This is a genomic window from Novosphingobium sp. (genome assembly GCF_965229225.1).
In the GTDB taxonomy this organism is placed as follows: domain Bacteria; phylum Pseudomonadota; class Alphaproteobacteria; order Sphingomonadales; family Sphingomonadaceae; genus Novosphingobium.
Genome location: NZ_OZ245867.1, coordinates 946,646 through 960,899, shown reverse-complemented (window position 1 = coordinate 960,899; position 14,254 = coordinate 946,646). Strand labels below are relative to the sequence as shown.

Below are 14,254 nucleotides of genomic sequence, written 5' to 3'. Positions count from 1 at the left end.
CATCGCTCTCGTTGCTACCCTTATTTTTTGGCCATAATTAATGGGTCTTGGAACGCCTCGGCACGAAATAAGCGGGGATTGCAGCCGAACCGTCCCCTGAAGCGGCGAGCGAAATGGCTCGTGTCGTTAAAGCCGGTCTGATAGGCGATTTCGGTGATCGACAAGGCGCGATACCGGGCGTCCCGCAGATAGCGCGCCGCGTACATCAGCCGAAATTCGATCAGTTCCCGGCCGAAGGTTGAGCCAGCGGCGGCGAACAACCCGTGCAGGTGACGTTTCGAGATGCCAATGTCCCGGGCAAGTTTACCAGGATCGAGATCAGGCTCATGGCTGCGCTCATGGAGGAGCGCCCGGATACGCCGCAGCATCGCGTGATGCTGTGATTTCAGCGCATCGCCCTGCGTTGCCGTCATCAGCCCGAGCAGCGCGCCGATCTGGTCTGCAAGTACCTCTCGCGGCAGCGCGATGTCATCCAGCCCAGCCTCGTCGATCGTGGAAAACATAGCGGCCAGCGGGCGACCCCAAGCCTGCCGGACTGCCGACGACAGGCCGGAAAAGCTCTCAAGGCTCGGCAACCACCGGCCGACCCAGTCGGCGCTCACATGCGCAGTCAGGGCAACGCTCTTTTCCGGACAGATGAATTCATAGGGTTCGGCATTGCGCAGCAGGGCGAAATCACTCTCTGCAATGAATTCTTCGCCGGTCCTGTAGCGCACATGCATGGTGCCCTGCTTCATGAAGACCAGTTCGTAGCTCGCGCTACCGCCGCGCGACACCATGGCTGGCGTGCGCCGGATATGCTGAGGCGTTGCGGTGATGAAGTTGAGTTCGAGCGCGCCGAGGCCGAATTGCCGCCACGAAGCGCAATAGGATTCCGGTTGTTCGCTGCCGACATCCATCTCGGTCATGTGCCGGGAGACAATGTCCGTCCAGCCCGACATCCTTGATTGCGCCTCGAACGCTTCCGTCGTCCAGCAGCGGTCAGGCGCAGTTTCCCTGACATTGCCCATTTGTCCGGCTCCTCTCTCTTGCGGACACTCAAGCCCTGACTTCCAACCGAAATTAGATGCTGCGGCCCGATATCGCAACAGCGGCCGCCATTTGCTCCGGAGCCCTGCACTCTCGGAACGAATTCCATGCACTGGCAGCCGCGCGGCGGAACGCCATGAGGACCAGATAGACCGCTGGCACCAAGCAGTCACGCTCAAGACCGTCGCTAGGGGAGAGACCAAGACATGTTGACCAGACGCCGGTTCGTGCAAGGGTCGGCTTTCGCGGCAGGGCTCGGCCTTGTCGGTCAGAATGCCCTTTGGGCTGCGACGGATATGGCAACCATGCCGCCGGGTCTTACAGGGACGGCCTTCCAGGAGGCGCTGCGCGCCATGCGCTCCGTTGTCGGCACCCGCTATGTCTTTGCCGACGAGACAGGCCTCCTGGGCTATCACGATCATTTCGCCATGAAGCCGATCGAGGCGCACATGCCCTCGGCCGCGGTGGCGCCGCGTACGGTGGAAGAAATACAGGCGCTTCTCAAGATCGCGCGGGACCATAGCGTCCCGGTCTGGACGATCTCTACCGGCCGGAATTTCGGATATGGCGGACCCGCGCCCCGGATGCCCGGCACTCTGGTGCTGGACCTCAAGCGGATGAACCGCATCATCGAGGTCAATGAGCGCCATGCCTATGCCGTGGTGGAGCCGGGCGTCTCCTACAGGGATCTTTATCGCCATCTCCAGATGACGGACTCGAAGCTGTGGATCGACTGCGCGGCGCCGGGCTGGGGTGGCGTCGTGGGCAATCTGCTCGATCGCGGCGTCGGGTACACGCCCATGGGCGAGCATTTCCTGCAACAGCAATGCGGCATGCAACTGGTGTTGTCGGATGGGACGGTCGTCGATACCGGCATGGGTGGCCAGCCCGGGCGGAGCGCCGAACATACCTATCGCTATGGGCACGGCCCCTGGTTGGACGGCCTCTTCACCCAGTCGAACTTCGGCGTGGTTACAAGGCTGGGCGTCCAGCTCATGCCCGAGCCGCCCGGCTATCGCCCCTACATGGTCACCTTCCCGGACGAGGCGGCCATCGAGCCGCTCACCGAGGCGATCCGCCCGCTCAAGCTCGCGCAGATCATTCCCAACGCGGCAACCAGCACCGAGTTGATCTGGGAAGCCGCAGTCGAGGTCCGCAAGGACCAGTATCATGACGGCGCCGGCCCCCTGCCGGACAGCGCCCGCAAGAAGCTCATGGCCGATCTCGGCATTGGTGCCTGGAACTTCTACGGGGCGCTTTACGGCCCTGAGGCGGTCATGGACGCGACATGGCCGGTCATTCAGGATGCGCTCGGTTCGATCAAAGGCGCGCGTTTTTATTCGGCTGACGACAAGAAGGGCAGCGCTGCCTTTGCCTACCGTGCCAAGTTGATGCGCGGCATTCCGAACATGACCGAGTTCGGCACGGTCGCCTGGATACCTAATGCCGCTCATGTTGGCTTCGGCCCGGTCGTTCCTGTCGATGGCAGGCTCGCGCTGCGGCAATATAATCGCGTGCGCGAACTCTCGACCCGCGCGGGTTTCGATTATTTCGGCGAGTTCGTCGTCGGCTGGCGCGACATGCATCATATCTTCATGCCGGCCTTTCGGCGCGACGATGAGGCAGAGAAAGAGCGCATGCTCGACCTGTTGGAGGCACTGATCGACGATGCCGCCGCCGACCATTTCGGCGTCTACCGGACGCATCTCGATCTCATGGACAAGGTCGCCTCCACCTTCTCATGGAATGACCATGCGCTGGGCCGCCTCAACGCCAGGCTCAAGGCAGGGCTTGATCCGGCGGGCATTCTCGCTCCCGGCAAGAGCGGCATCTGGCCCGAACGCTATCGGGAGGCAGGCAAGTGATGCGCGGTTTCATCCCCTGTGCAGCGCTGATCCTGCTCAGCCTCGCCGGCTGCAAGGCTGGCAAGGACGAAAAAGTCGTGATTGCCGATACCCGGCCGAAAACTGGCAAGGAGCTTTACGAGCACTGGTGCGCGGCCTGCCATGATGCCGGGCCAGGCCACCCCGGAACGCTGCGCATGGCGGGCGATTTCGGGGACAATCGATCCGTGCTGATCGGGCTGGAAGGCGTCGACAAGGATCTTGTCAAACATGCCGTTCGCAACGGCTTCAACATGATGCCGCCGTTTCGACCCACCGAGATTTCCGATGAAGAACTCGAACTGCTGGCGGCGCATGTCGCGGGAGGCAAGCCATGAGCAATTTCTCGATCGACGCCATTGGCCGGATCGTCGGCGATGCGAACGTCGATGCGCCCGGATCGGATGCGCTGCGGCAGATCGTGACGCGCCATGGCAACATCGCGGGTGCACGCGCTAACATCGTGGCGCTCGCGCGCCCGGGCAATGGCGATGAGCTTGCCGCCCTCGTAAAACAGGCGCGGCAGGACGGGCTCGCCCTCATGACCCTCTATAATGCTTCAAGTGTGGGGGCCTCGCTCGGCGGTGACGGTGACTGTCTGGTGCTCGATCTCTCGCGCATGAACCGCATATTGGAGGTTAATCTCGACTATGCCTTCGCGCGCGTCGAGGCCGGTGCGAGCTTCGCGGATCTCGCGAGTCATCTTGCCAAGCATGACCTGCCGCTGATGGTCGATGCCGAGCGCGACCCGAACGCCTCCATCGCGGGCAGCGTCTTCTCGAAGGGCATGGGCTTCACGCCTTATGCCGATCACGCTCTGGTTCAGTGTGGCGGCGAGTTCGTCCTGCCCGATGGCGCGCTGGTGCGCACGGGCATGGGCGCGATGCCGGAAAGCCGGACCTGGAACGTCTACAAGTTCGCGCTCGGACCGTTTTCGGACGGGCTGGCGATTCAGTCGGGCGGCATGATCCCCACGCAGATCGGCATCTGGCTGATGGGAAAGCCGCCGGCGATCCAGCCCTTTGCCTTCGACCTGAAGGATGATGATGCGCTGGCGGCTGCGATCGAGTTTCTACGCCCGCTCAAGCTCTCCAACACGCTGGCGGGCACGATCGCGATCACGCACAACCCGTTCGACGCAGCGCGCGGGTCCATCGCGGCGGATCGTGGCGAGTGGCGGCTGTTCGGCGCTCATTATGGCCTCCCTGCCACGGTCGCGCTGATCGCGTCGATGGTCGATGGCGGCCTGGGCCAGATTGCGGGCTGCCGCAAGCTGGATCCCGCAGCGCTGGGCAATGATCCCGTCTGGCGCGAGCAGATTGCCCTGATGAGCGGCGCACCTGGTCCCGGCGCTCCCCACTTCGGATCGCGTAACGGCAGTGCTGCGGCACGGATGACCTTCGTCGCGCCTATTGAGGGTGAAGCGGCCATCTCCATGATGAAGACGGCCAGTGCCGCGCTCGATGTTCACAAGCTGCCGCTGCTTGTCGAATTGTCGCTATGTGGTCGCTCGCTCTTTCAGGCGTTATATCTGCCTTACGAGCCCGGCCCCGTAGCGGGCATCTCGACGGTGGCCGCCTGCGCATCGCAGCTCATTACGGACATGGGCAAAGCAGGGTTTGGCCTTGTCTCCGAAAGTCTCGAATTGAGCTGGCTCGCGGCTTCGACGCTCGGAAGCAGTCCGCTTGGGCAACTTCAGGCGCGGGTGCATGCAGCCATCAAATAAAAACAAAATTAGGCCGTGAACTCATAAGCGAATGACCGTGATTGGTGGCGCGGCCGCTCAGCGCCGGTAAATCTGCTCCAACCAATAATCGTTCATCCAATCGGCTTACCCGAGTAGTTCACCTTGTCGTCGCTCCTGTTCGAAAGTCCATGGGTCGTCGCTCAAGACGAGATCAAGCATCGCTTGTATGCGCCATTCCTCGCCGGGAAGGGCATAAAGAATATGATGACAGATCCCCCAAGCGGCATCTGACAAATGATCGCGTCGAACGATACGTCGGGCTTCGACATGGCTGTCAAACAGGCGCAGATACGCCCGTCGCATTGCTCCCGACTCAGGTGATAATAGGGTTCTTGGCTTTTGGACTGATCGCATTGCTGTATTTCGTTACCGAGGAACTGCTCGTTGAAGCGCACGAGCAGCCAGACAGCCCCTTGATCACCGCCATGTTCTTCGTGGGCTTCCTCGCTCTATTGATGATCGAAGAAAGCCTCGGCTGATCCGCCACGTTGTCGTGGCGAAGGGTTTCATTCATTGCCAACCGAATCGCCGAGGCATTCACGCGGGCGCGCTCGGAACAACAACTCAATTCGCGGCAGGTTTCGTCCACAGTGCCCGAGGCGCGTTCTTTTTTGCGGTGGGGCGATTTTATCGGCCTGCTACCTAGAGAGCTACCTAGCAGCAAAGGCTCCGCGGAAATCTCGAAGCGCGTGGCCATTAATATATTGATTTCACAAGAGAATTTGGTGGACGCACTAGGGCTCGAACCTAGGACCCGCTGATTAAGAGTCAGCTGCTCTACCAACTGAGCTATGCGTCCACACCGTACCGCTTCCGGCAACCGGGAAGCGCCCAATTAGCGATTTCTGGCGCGCTGCCAAGCCCAAAATTCGAAAAATTATCGCATGGCTCCGCCCGGCGTGCGCGACCAGCGGTCTACGGCCATCAAAGTGCCGATGCAGAGCATGTTTGTCATCATCGAGGAGCCGCCGTGGCTGACGAAGGGCAGGGGGATGCCCACCACTGGCGCAAGGCCCATGACCATCATGAGGTTGATGCACACATAGAAGAAGATCGTTGTCACCATGCCCGCCGCAAGCAGGCGTGAGAAGCGGTCCGGCGCGCGCAGGGCTACGCCGAGGCCCCAGCGCAACACCATCGCGAAGACGATGAGGACGAAGAAGCCACCGATCATGCCCCACTCCTCCGCCATCGTGGCGAAGACGAAGTCGGTGTGCGCTTCGGGCAGATAATCGAGGTGGCTTTGCGAGCCCTGGCCGAAGCCCTTGCCGAACAGGCCGCCCGAGCCGATCGCGATCTTGGACTGGGTGATATGATAACCCGAACCCAGCGGATCGCTTTCGGGATCGAGGAACACCAGCACGCGCTTCCGCTGGTAATCGTGCAGCACCGTGAAGAACGCCAGCGGCGCGGCGACCGCGATGGCGGCCGCTCCGCTGACGAACAGCCACAAGGGCAGCCCGGCAAGGAACATGATCACCACCGCGCCAAAGCTGATCGCAAGGCCGGTGCCGAGATCGGGCTGGAGCATGACGAGCCCTGCGGGCAGGCCCAGAAGCACCACCGCCGGCGCGATCGATCGCCAGGTGCGGATTTCGGAAGGCGGTAGCACGCTGTAGAACCATGCCAGCACCAGCACGATGCCCGGCTTCATCAGTTCCGAGGGCTGGAGCTGCATGAAACCGAGATTGAGCCACCGCTGGCTGCCGCCGCCCACCCGGCCGATCAGTTCCACCAGCACCAACAGCACGCAGAGCAGGGCATAAGACGGCAGCGCCGCATTCTTGAACCATGCGGGCGGAATGCGCGAGACGACCATCGCCATGCCGAGGAACACCAAGAAGCGCACCACGTGGAGCAGCGCCCAGGGCATCAGGTGCCCGCCTGCCGCCGAATAGAGCACCGCGCCGCCGAAGGTGACTAGCGCGCAGAGCGGCAGGATCACGCCCCAAGGCTGGCGGGCGATGAAGGCGGGGATATAGGCGCGCTGCATGCCCTAGGCTCCCGGTGCCGGCGCGGCGGGCGCGGCGGTGGCGGCAGGAGTAGGCCCGGCGGCGGGCGCGGCAAGATCGGCCGGGGCAGGGGAGGTTTCGGGTTCGGGCGCGGGCGGTGCCGCATCGGTTTGCGCGGCGGTCGGTTCGGCGACGGGGGTGTTGTCGGCTGCGACCGCTTCTGCCGCTTGCGCCTCGTCCGGCGCAGCTGGCGCGCTTGCACCGAACCGGGCGGCATAGGCGTTATACTTGGCGGCCATGCGCTGCTGCACGTTGCCGCCCCATTCCTTCTCGTAGCCTTCGAGCACTTCCATCGCCTTGGCGCGGTCGAACAGGAAGGTCATGACGTCGCGCGCGATGGGGTAGGCCGCGCCCGATCCGCCGCCATGCTCGATGGCGACAGCGCAGGCATAGCGCGGCTTGTCGAACGGCGCGAAACAGATGAAGTGCCCGTGGTCGCGGTGCTTCCACAAGCCGCCCTTGCCGTTGCCGATATTGAGCCCGACAACCTGCGCGGTGCCGGTCTTGCCTGCCATCTGCACGCCTTCCACCGGCAGCCGCGCCTTGCCCGCCGTGCCGCGCCCATTGACGACCTCGTTCATCGCGGCGTGGATCAGATCGAGGTGATCCTGCCGGATGCCGAGCGAGGGCGCCTGCGGGGCATGGCGGTCCATCATGAGGCGCGGGGTGAGCTGCAGTCCGGAGGCAAGGCGCGAGGCCATCACCGCCTGCTGCAGCGGATTGACCAGCATGTAGCCCTGGCCGATCGTGGCGTTCACGGTGTCATAGATCGCCCATTCCTTGCCGTATTTGCGCTGCTTCCACGCAGGATCGGGCACCGTGCCATAGGATTGGCCGGGATAGGGCATGGGGAATTCCTGCCCCAGCCCCAGCCGCCGCGCCATCGCGGCGATCTTGTCCATCCCGATCTGCTGGGCAAAGTGATAGAAGTAGACGTCGCACGACTGGTAGATGCCCTTCGACATGTTGGTCGTGCCATGCCCCCGGTGGTTCCAGCAGTGGAACACGCGGTTGCCCACGCGCAGCCCCCCCGCGCAGCCAACGCTCGCTTCGGGATCGAGCCCGGCTTCAAGGAAGGAGAGTGCGACCATCGGCTTTACCGTCGAGCCCGGCGGATAGAGCCCGCGCAGCACCTTGTTGCGCAGGGGTACGTGATCGTCTTCGGCCAGCATCTTCCATTCGATGCGGCCGATGCCATCGGCAAAGCTGTTGGGATCGAAGCTGGGCATCGAGACCATCGCGAGCACGTCGCCCGTCGCGCAGTCCATCACCACGACCGAGCCGGATTCAAGCCCGATCCGCCGCGCGGCATAGTCTTGAAGGCCCGCATCGATAGTGAGCTGGATGGGCTTTCCGGGCACGTCCTCGCGCGTGCCGAGATCGCGCACCACGCGCCCGCCCGCCGTCGCCTCCACCCGCCGTGCACCAGGAACGCCGCGCAGGCGCTCCTCGAAGTGCTTTTCAAGGCCATCCTTGCCGATCTTGAAGCCAGGTGTGATCAGCAGCGGGTTGCGCTCCTTTTCGTAGTCTTCCGCCGAAGCCGGGCCGACATAGCCGACAAGATGGCCCACCGCCGCGCCCGTGGGATAATAGCGCGAGAAGCCGCGCTGCGGGATCACGCCGGGGAGTTCGGGGAGGCGCACGCTGACCGCGGCGAACTTGTCCCAATCAAGGTTGGAGGCCACTTCGACCGGCTGGAAGCCGCGGGCCTTCTTCAGCTTGTCCTTGATATCGCTGACTCGGTCTGCAGTCAGGCCGAGAAGCTTCGACAGCGTGGCCATTGTCGCATCGGCATCGACGACACGGTCGGGCACCAGATCGACGCGAAAGTCCGCGCGGTTGGCCGCCAGCGCCGCGCCGGTGCGATCGATCACCCAGCCGCGCCGGGGCGGGATCAGCGTGAGATTGACGCGGTTGCTTTCCGACGCCGCGCGGTACTTGGCGTTTTCCGCCACGGCGAGCCAGGTGAGCCGCCCGGCGAGCAGGAGGCCGACGCTTGCCTGCGCCATGCCCAGCACAAAGGTCCGCCGCTCAAAGGAATGGGTGAGCTGCGCTCCGGTAACCGGCAGGGGCTTTGTCTGCTTGGACCAGGGCCATGTCCATGTCTGGCGCATCGCATCAAACCGAGCGCAAGGGGAGCAGGCGAATGCGATCTAGCAGCGCGACGAGCCGGGTTACCAGCGGATAGAGCGCTAGCGACACGAGCAGTTGCGGGCCGATCACCAGCGGCAGCGGATAGGCGGCGGCAAGGCCCGCGATGCCCGCGCAGAGCAAGAGATAGGCGCTCATCATCAGGCACGCGACCGCCCAATCCTGCACGAAGCTGCGCCACAGCAGGCGGTTGTCGATCGTGTCCATCACCAGCATCGCGGCGGACCATAGCACGATCGCGCAGCCGAAGGGCTGACCGCTGTAAAGGTCATCGAACGCGCCGAGCGGGAGGCCTGCCCAGAGCGGCAGGAGGCTGGGGCGCAGCATGCGCCAGGCCAGGAACATCATGAACGCCAGTGGCGGCACCAGCGGCGCGGATGCAATGACCGGCGAGAACGCGGCCAGCGAGGCCAGCATCACCGAAATCCACGGCAGACCGGAGGCGAGCAGCGGCGAGGGCGCGCGGTTTATCCGCTGGGGGACGATGTCCTCCGGCCGCATCGGCAGGCTTGGCAGATCGGGCAGGCGCGGGAACGGCATCAGGTGCCGCCTCCGGCTTCGCTTGGCTCGGGCGCGGGCCCGGCGGCCTGCTGGCTGGCCCCGAGCGCGGTGATGGCTACGGGCTGGAACACCGGCAGGACAACCACGAAATCGGCATCGGCCGGATCGCTGGCGAGGTGGCCCACGCCGCCATCGTGCAGCACCTCGGTGACAACCGCGACTGGAATGCCCGGCGGATAGAGCCCGCCCGAGCCCGAGGTCACGAAGACATCGCCGAGCTTGAGCGGATTGACCCCCATGTTGAGCAGGCGAATCGCGATGCGCCCGTCGGACTTGCCCTCGACAAACGCGGGCAGGCCATCGCGCGCGCGGCGGACGGGGACGACGTTTTCGGGGTCGGTCACCAGCAGCACGCGCGCGGTGCCAGGGCCGGTCTCGATCACGCGGCCGATGAGGCCTGCGGCCGAACGCACCGGCTGGCCCGGGCGCACCCCTTGCGCGGCGCCTGCGGAGAGCACGGCAAAGCGGCGCGCGCTGGCCGATGTCGAGCCGATCAGGCGCGCTGCGGCCACCGGCTTCACCGCCGGATCGACAATGCCGAGCAGCGCCTTCAGCCGCCGGTTCTCGCCTTCCAGCGCCTGCATGGTGAGGGCATTGGCGCGCGCGGCTGCCACCTCGCGCGAGAGTGCTGCGTTCTGGCGGCCGGCCTGGAAATAGGCACCGATGGCCGCGATCACGCTCTGGCCCGCCGCCCGGGTCTCCGCGCCGGCCTCACCGGCGGGACGCGCGATCTCGCTCGCCGCGCCGCGCACCGAGCTGAATGCGGACGGGTTGACGATGCTAACGATCAGGAGCGCCGCGCCCGCAAGGAAACCGGCCACGGCGATGACGTAGCCGGTGAAGATCCCGTATTGCGCCCTGCGCGAAAAGCCCGGGCGCCGGTCCGCAGGCCGCGCCATCCAGCTACCTTTCCTTATGCGAACCCAAAGCGAAGTGGCCGCATGCCATCGAGCGGCCTTACGCCGTCATCAGCACGCCGCGGTAGATCGGATCTTCCATGGCCCGGCCAGTGCCCAGCGCCACGCACGAAAGCGGGTCTTCGGCCACGCTGACCGGCAGGCCCGTTTCCTCACGAAGGTGATCGTCGAGCCCGCGGATCAGCGCGCCGCCGCCCGTCAGCACGATGCCCTGGTCGACGATATCCGCCGCCAGTTCCGGCGCTGTATTCTCGAGCGCGATGCGCACGCCTTCGACGATCGCGCCGATCGGTTCGGACAGCGCTTCGGCGACATTGGCCTGCGTGATGGTGATTTCCTTGGGCACGCCGTTTACAAGGTCGCGGCCCTTGATGTGGATCGTCTCGCCCACGCCGTCAGCCGGGACGGTGGCGATGCCGAAGTCCTTCTTGATGCGCTCGGCGGTCGATTCGCCGATCAGCAGGTTGTGGTGGCGGCGCACGTAGGAGACGATGGCTTCGTCCATCTTGTCCCCGCCCACGCGCACCGAGGTGGTGTAGGCAAGACCGCGCAGCGAAAGCACCGCGACTTCGGTGGTGCCGCCGCCGATATCGACGACCATCGAACCGACCGGTTCGGTGACGGGCATATCTGCACCGATCGCGGCGGCCATCGGTTCGAGGATCAGGAACACCTGGCTTGCCCCGGCGTTGCTGGCGGCATCGCGGATCGCGCGTCGCTCGACCGAGGTGGAGCCCGAGGGCACGCAGATCACGATTTCCGGATAGCGCAGCAGGCTCTTCGATCCGTTCACCTTGCGGATGAAATGCTTGATCATTTCTTCTGCAACTTCGATGTCGGCAATCACGCCATCGCGCAGGGGACGGATAGCTTCGATGTTGTCCGGGGTCTTGCCCATCATCATCTTGGCGTCGTCACCCACGGCCTTGACCCGCTTGATGCCGTTGATCGTCTCGATCGCCACGACCGAGGGTTCGTTGAGCACGATGCCGCGATCCTGAACATAGACCAGCGTGTTGGCGGTGCCCAGATCGATTGCGATGTTCTGGGAACCGAACTTGAAGAATCGGGAAAGCATCGATGCCATCAGGAAATCCGTATAAAACTGCGGTTGGGCCCGCCCGCGCAAAGGGCGAGAGGGACTCTGGCGGGGCTTGCGAAGTGCGCGCATTAGCAGGGCCGCAGAGCAAAACCCAATATTTTGTGCAGGACTTTCCGGGATAAGTATGGGCGCTGGCCTCGAAAAAACGCGGCTTCGTCGCTAGGCTGCTCTGATCCATGTCCCAGCCTGCCCGCACCATCCGGCGTCTGCCCGAAAACCTCGTCAATCGCATCGCCGCCGGCGAGGTCGTCGAGCGTCCGGCAAGTGCGCTCAAGGAGCTGGTCGAGAACGCCATCGACGCCGGTGCGAGCCAGATTGCGGTGCGTCTGGCCGAAGGCGGTCTCGCGCTCATCGAGGTGACGGACGACGGCTGCGGCATGCGCGCGGAGGAGATCGCGCTGGCGCTGGAGCGCCACGCCACCTCCAAGTTGCCCGATGAGGCGATCGAAATGGTCGCCACCCTCGGCTTCCGGGGTGAGGCGCTGCCCTCGATCGGCTCCGTTGCACGGGTAACCATCGAAAGCCGCGCCGGAACCCATGGTGAAGCCTGGTCCCGCGTGGTCGATCACGGCACGGTCGTCTCCGATGGCCCCGCCGCGCTGCCGCCCGGCACCCGCGTCCGGGTCGAGGACCTGTTCGGCAAAGTTCCCGCCCGCCGCAAGTTCCTGCGCAGCCCGCGCGCCGAATGGGCCGCCAGCCTCGATGTGGTGCGCCGCCTTGCCCTCGCGCGGCCCGATATCGGCTTCACGCTGGAGCATGACGGCCGCCGCGCGCTGCAGGTCCAGCCGGGCGATACGCTTGCGGCGCGCACCGCCCAGCTCGTCGCGCGCGAACTGCATGACAACGCCGTCGCGGTCGATCTGGTGCGCGGGCCGTTCCACCTCATGGGCGTTGCCGGGCTGCCGACCTACAACCGCGGCGTCGCCGATCACCAGTACCTCTTCGTCAATGGCCGCCCGGTGAAGGACAAGCTGCTGATCGGCGCGGTGCGCGGCGCTTATGCCGATATGCTCGCGCGGGATCGCCATGCCGTGCTCGCGCTGTTCCTCGAAGTCCCGCCCGAGGAAGTCGACGTCAACGTCCACCCCGCCAAGACCGAAGTGCGCTTCCGCGATCCGGCGCTGGTGCGCGGCATGATCGTCTCGGGCCTCAGGCAGGCGCTGATGACGGGGGACCGCCGCTCCGCCCAGGCGCCCGACGCTGCTGCCATGCGCGCCTGGCAGGCAGAGCCCATCGCGCCCGCCATGCCGCCGCAGACCAACCTGTTCTTCTCCTCGCAGCCCGCCCCCCGCGTCTCCGAGGCAGGACAGGCCTGGCGCGGCTACGAGGCGGCGATGATGGCACCCCCCGCCGCCCGCGCGGAGCCGGCAGTGGAGGCCGTCCCCAGCCATCCGCTCGGCGTCGCGCGTGGCCAGATCGCGGCGACCTATATCGTCGCCGAAGCGGAAGACGGCCTCGTCCTCGTCGATCAGCATGCCGCCCACGAACGCCTCGTACTCGAACGGCTGCGCGCCGCCGGGGCTGGGGAGGGCACCGCACCCGCGCAGGCGCTGCTGCTCCCCGAAGTGGTCGAACTTGATGAACCCTCGTGCGACCGGCTGGAGGAAGCCGCCAGCGAACTCGCCGCCTACGGCCTTGCACTCGAACGTTTCGGCCCCGCCGCGATGCTCGTGCGAGGCGTGCCAGCCGTGTTGAAAGGGGGGGACGTGCAGGCGCTGGTGCGCGATGTTGCCGATGATCTGGCGAAGAACGGCGCGGCGCTGCTGCTGGGCGAGAAGCGCGATCTCGTTTTGGCAACCATGGCCTGCCATGGTTCGGTAAGGGCCGGGCGCGTACTGAGCGTGGCGGAAATGAATGCCCTGCTGCGCGAAATGGAAGTGACGCCGCGTTCGGGACAGTGCAACCATGGCCGACCGACGTGGATCAAGCTGGCCCATGGCGATATCGAAAAGCTCTTCGGGAGGAAATGATGCGGGGAATTGCTCTGGGCCTGGTGCTGCTGCTGGCCGCGTGCGGCTCGCCGCCGCCGCCTCCGCCGCCCGCCAGCACGGTCCAGCCCGAGCCGATCACCTATCCCGATATCAAGGACAACGAACTCTACGGCGCCGGCTGCAACTTTGCCGCTGATGGCGGCGGCATGTCCGCGATCGTGCTGGCGCAGGAGAAGGAGGCGATCCTCAAGGTCAAGGGCAAGATCGTGCGCATCCCGGCCGACAAGAAGAGCCAGATCCTCCCCGAAACCGCTCGCACGCGCTATATCGGCCCCGGCAATATCGTGATCCTCGCCCCGCTGCCCGGCGCCGAGCCATCCGAGAACGGCGTGATCAGAAGCCTTGCCGCCAGCCTCACGATCATGGATCTGCAGGGCCGGATCCAGTTCTTCTCCAAGGGCCAGCTACAGTGCAAGCCGATGTGAGGGCTGCGGTGAACTGGTCCCGCTGCTAGAGCAGGCGCCCCATGCTGATGTGCTCTTCCACGGTGAAGCCCAGCCCCTTGTAGAACGCGATCACCGCCGCATTGGTGCTGCGCACTTGCAGGTTGATCTTGCAGCAGCCCAACTGGCGCAGGGCCGCTTCGGCGGTCTGCACCAGCGCCGTGCCGATCCCGAGCCGCTTGGCATCCTGCCGCACGGCGACGGAATAGAGCCAGCCCCGGTGGCCATCGTATCCCGCCATGATCGAGCCGACGACACGGCCCTGATCCACCGCGACGAACAGCAAGTTGTCGTTCATCGCGAGCTTGGCCGGGACGGAGACGTCGGCGCGGTTGCGCGGCGGATCGTTCGGGAAGGCTTCCCGCCAGAGCGCATCGAGCCCATCGAAATCCGCCGCCGCGTAGGGCCGGATTTCCAC

Annotated in this window: 12 protein-coding genes, 1 tRNA gene and 1 pseudogene; 6 read left to right on the top strand and 8 right to left on the bottom strand. The window is 65.0% G+C overall.

Annotated elements, in window-relative coordinates; all coding sequences use genetic code 11:
- Window positions 1–20: 20 nt before the first annotated feature.
- The gene (locus tag ACO06X_RS04110; protein ID WP_226019394.1) at window positions 21–1,010 is read right to left on the bottom strand and encodes a helix-turn-helix domain-containing protein; all 990 of its coding nucleotides are present in this window, start codon (window positions 1,008–1,010) and stop codon (window positions 21–23) included.
- A 225-nt stretch (window positions 1,011–1,235) separates the two neighbouring features.
- On the opposite strand from ACO06X_RS04110, the gene ACO06X_RS04105 reads away from it, so the two are divergent.
- The 4 genes and pseudogenes from ACO06X_RS04105 to ACO06X_RS04090 form a co-directional block, all read left to right on the top strand.
- Complete coding sequence (locus ACO06X_RS04105; protein ID WP_421838716.1) at window positions 1,236–2,894, top strand: FAD-binding oxidoreductase; 1,659 nt, start codon at window positions 1,236–1,238, stop codon at window positions 2,892–2,894.
- The gene (locus ACO06X_RS04100) at window positions 2,894–3,250 is read left to right on the top strand and encodes a c-type cytochrome (protein ID WP_226019396.1); all 357 of its coding nucleotides are present in this window, start codon (window positions 2,894–2,896) and stop codon (window positions 3,248–3,250) included. The genes ACO06X_RS04105 and ACO06X_RS04100 overlap by 1 nt, the downstream gene beginning before the upstream one ends.
- Window positions 3,247–4,638, top strand: a complete 1,392-nt coding sequence (locus ACO06X_RS04095) for an FAD-binding oxidoreductase (protein ID WP_421838715.1) — start codon at window positions 3,247–3,249, stop codon at window positions 4,636–4,638. Before ACO06X_RS04100 ends, ACO06X_RS04095 begins: the two co-directional genes overlap by 4 nt.
- 305 nt (window positions 4,639–4,943) lie before the next feature.
- Window positions 4,944–5,138, top strand: a pseudogene (locus ACO06X_RS04090) (transporter); the annotation flags it as partial.
- 244 nt (window positions 5,139–5,382) lie between these two features.
- Here ACO06X_RS04090 and ACO06X_RS04085 read toward each other — a convergent pair.
- The 6 genes from ACO06X_RS04085 to ACO06X_RS04060 all read right to left on the bottom strand — a co-directional run bounded on the left by ACO06X_RS04085 (window position 5,383) and on the right by ACO06X_RS04060 (window position 11,387).
- Window positions 5,383–5,458 (bottom strand) — tRNA-Lys (locus tag ACO06X_RS04085).
- A gap of 78 nt (window positions 5,459–5,536) precedes the next feature.
- Entirely contained in the window at window positions 5,537–6,652 is a 1,116-nt protein-coding gene (gene rodA, locus ACO06X_RS04080; protein ID WP_421838714.1) for a rod shape-determining protein RodA, read from the bottom strand.
- Between the two features lie 3 nt (window positions 6,653–6,655).
- Window positions 6,656–8,680: a penicillin-binding protein 2 gene (mrdA, locus tag ACO06X_RS04075; RefSeq protein WP_421838713.1), complete on the bottom strand. Its 2,025-nt coding sequence runs from the start codon at window positions 8,678–8,680 to the stop codon at window positions 6,656–6,658.
- 109 nt (window positions 8,681–8,789) lie between these two features.
- Window positions 8,790–9,362: a rod shape-determining protein MreD gene (mreD, locus tag ACO06X_RS04070; RefSeq protein WP_421838712.1), complete on the bottom strand. Its 573-nt coding sequence runs from the start codon at window positions 9,360–9,362 to the stop codon at window positions 8,790–8,792.
- Window positions 9,362–10,282 carry a rod shape-determining protein MreC gene (mreC, locus tag ACO06X_RS04065; protein ID WP_421838711.1) on the bottom strand — a complete coding sequence of 307 codons (921 nt, stop codon included), beginning with the start codon at window positions 10,280–10,282 and terminating at the stop codon, window positions 9,362–9,364. Before mreC ends, mreD begins: the two co-directional genes overlap by 1 nt.
- Before the next feature lie 58 nt (window positions 10,283–10,340).
- A complete protein-coding gene (locus ACO06X_RS04060; RefSeq protein WP_147159928.1) occupies window positions 10,341–11,387 on the bottom strand; it encodes a rod shape-determining protein in 1,047 nt (348 codons plus the stop codon).
- 191 nt (window positions 11,388–11,578) lie between these two features.
- Between ACO06X_RS04060 and mutL the strand changes: the two genes are divergently transcribed.
- Window positions 11,579–13,372, top strand: a complete 1,794-nt coding sequence (gene mutL / locus ACO06X_RS04055) for a DNA mismatch repair endonuclease MutL (RefSeq protein WP_421838710.1) — start codon at window positions 11,579–11,581, stop codon at window positions 13,370–13,372.
- A complete protein-coding gene (locus ACO06X_RS04050) occupies window positions 13,372–13,818 on the top strand; it encodes a hypothetical protein (RefSeq protein WP_298169079.1) in 447 nt (148 codons plus the stop codon). The genes mutL and ACO06X_RS04050 overlap by 1 nt, the downstream gene beginning before the upstream one ends.
- Before the next feature lie 25 nt (window positions 13,819–13,843).
- On the opposite strand, the gene ACO06X_RS04045 is transcribed toward ACO06X_RS04050, so the two are convergent.
- Window positions 13,844–14,254 (bottom strand): GNAT family acetyltransferase, encoded by a 411-nt coding sequence (locus ACO06X_RS04045; protein ID WP_421838709.1) that lies wholly within the window; start codon window positions 14,252–14,254, stop codon window positions 13,844–13,846.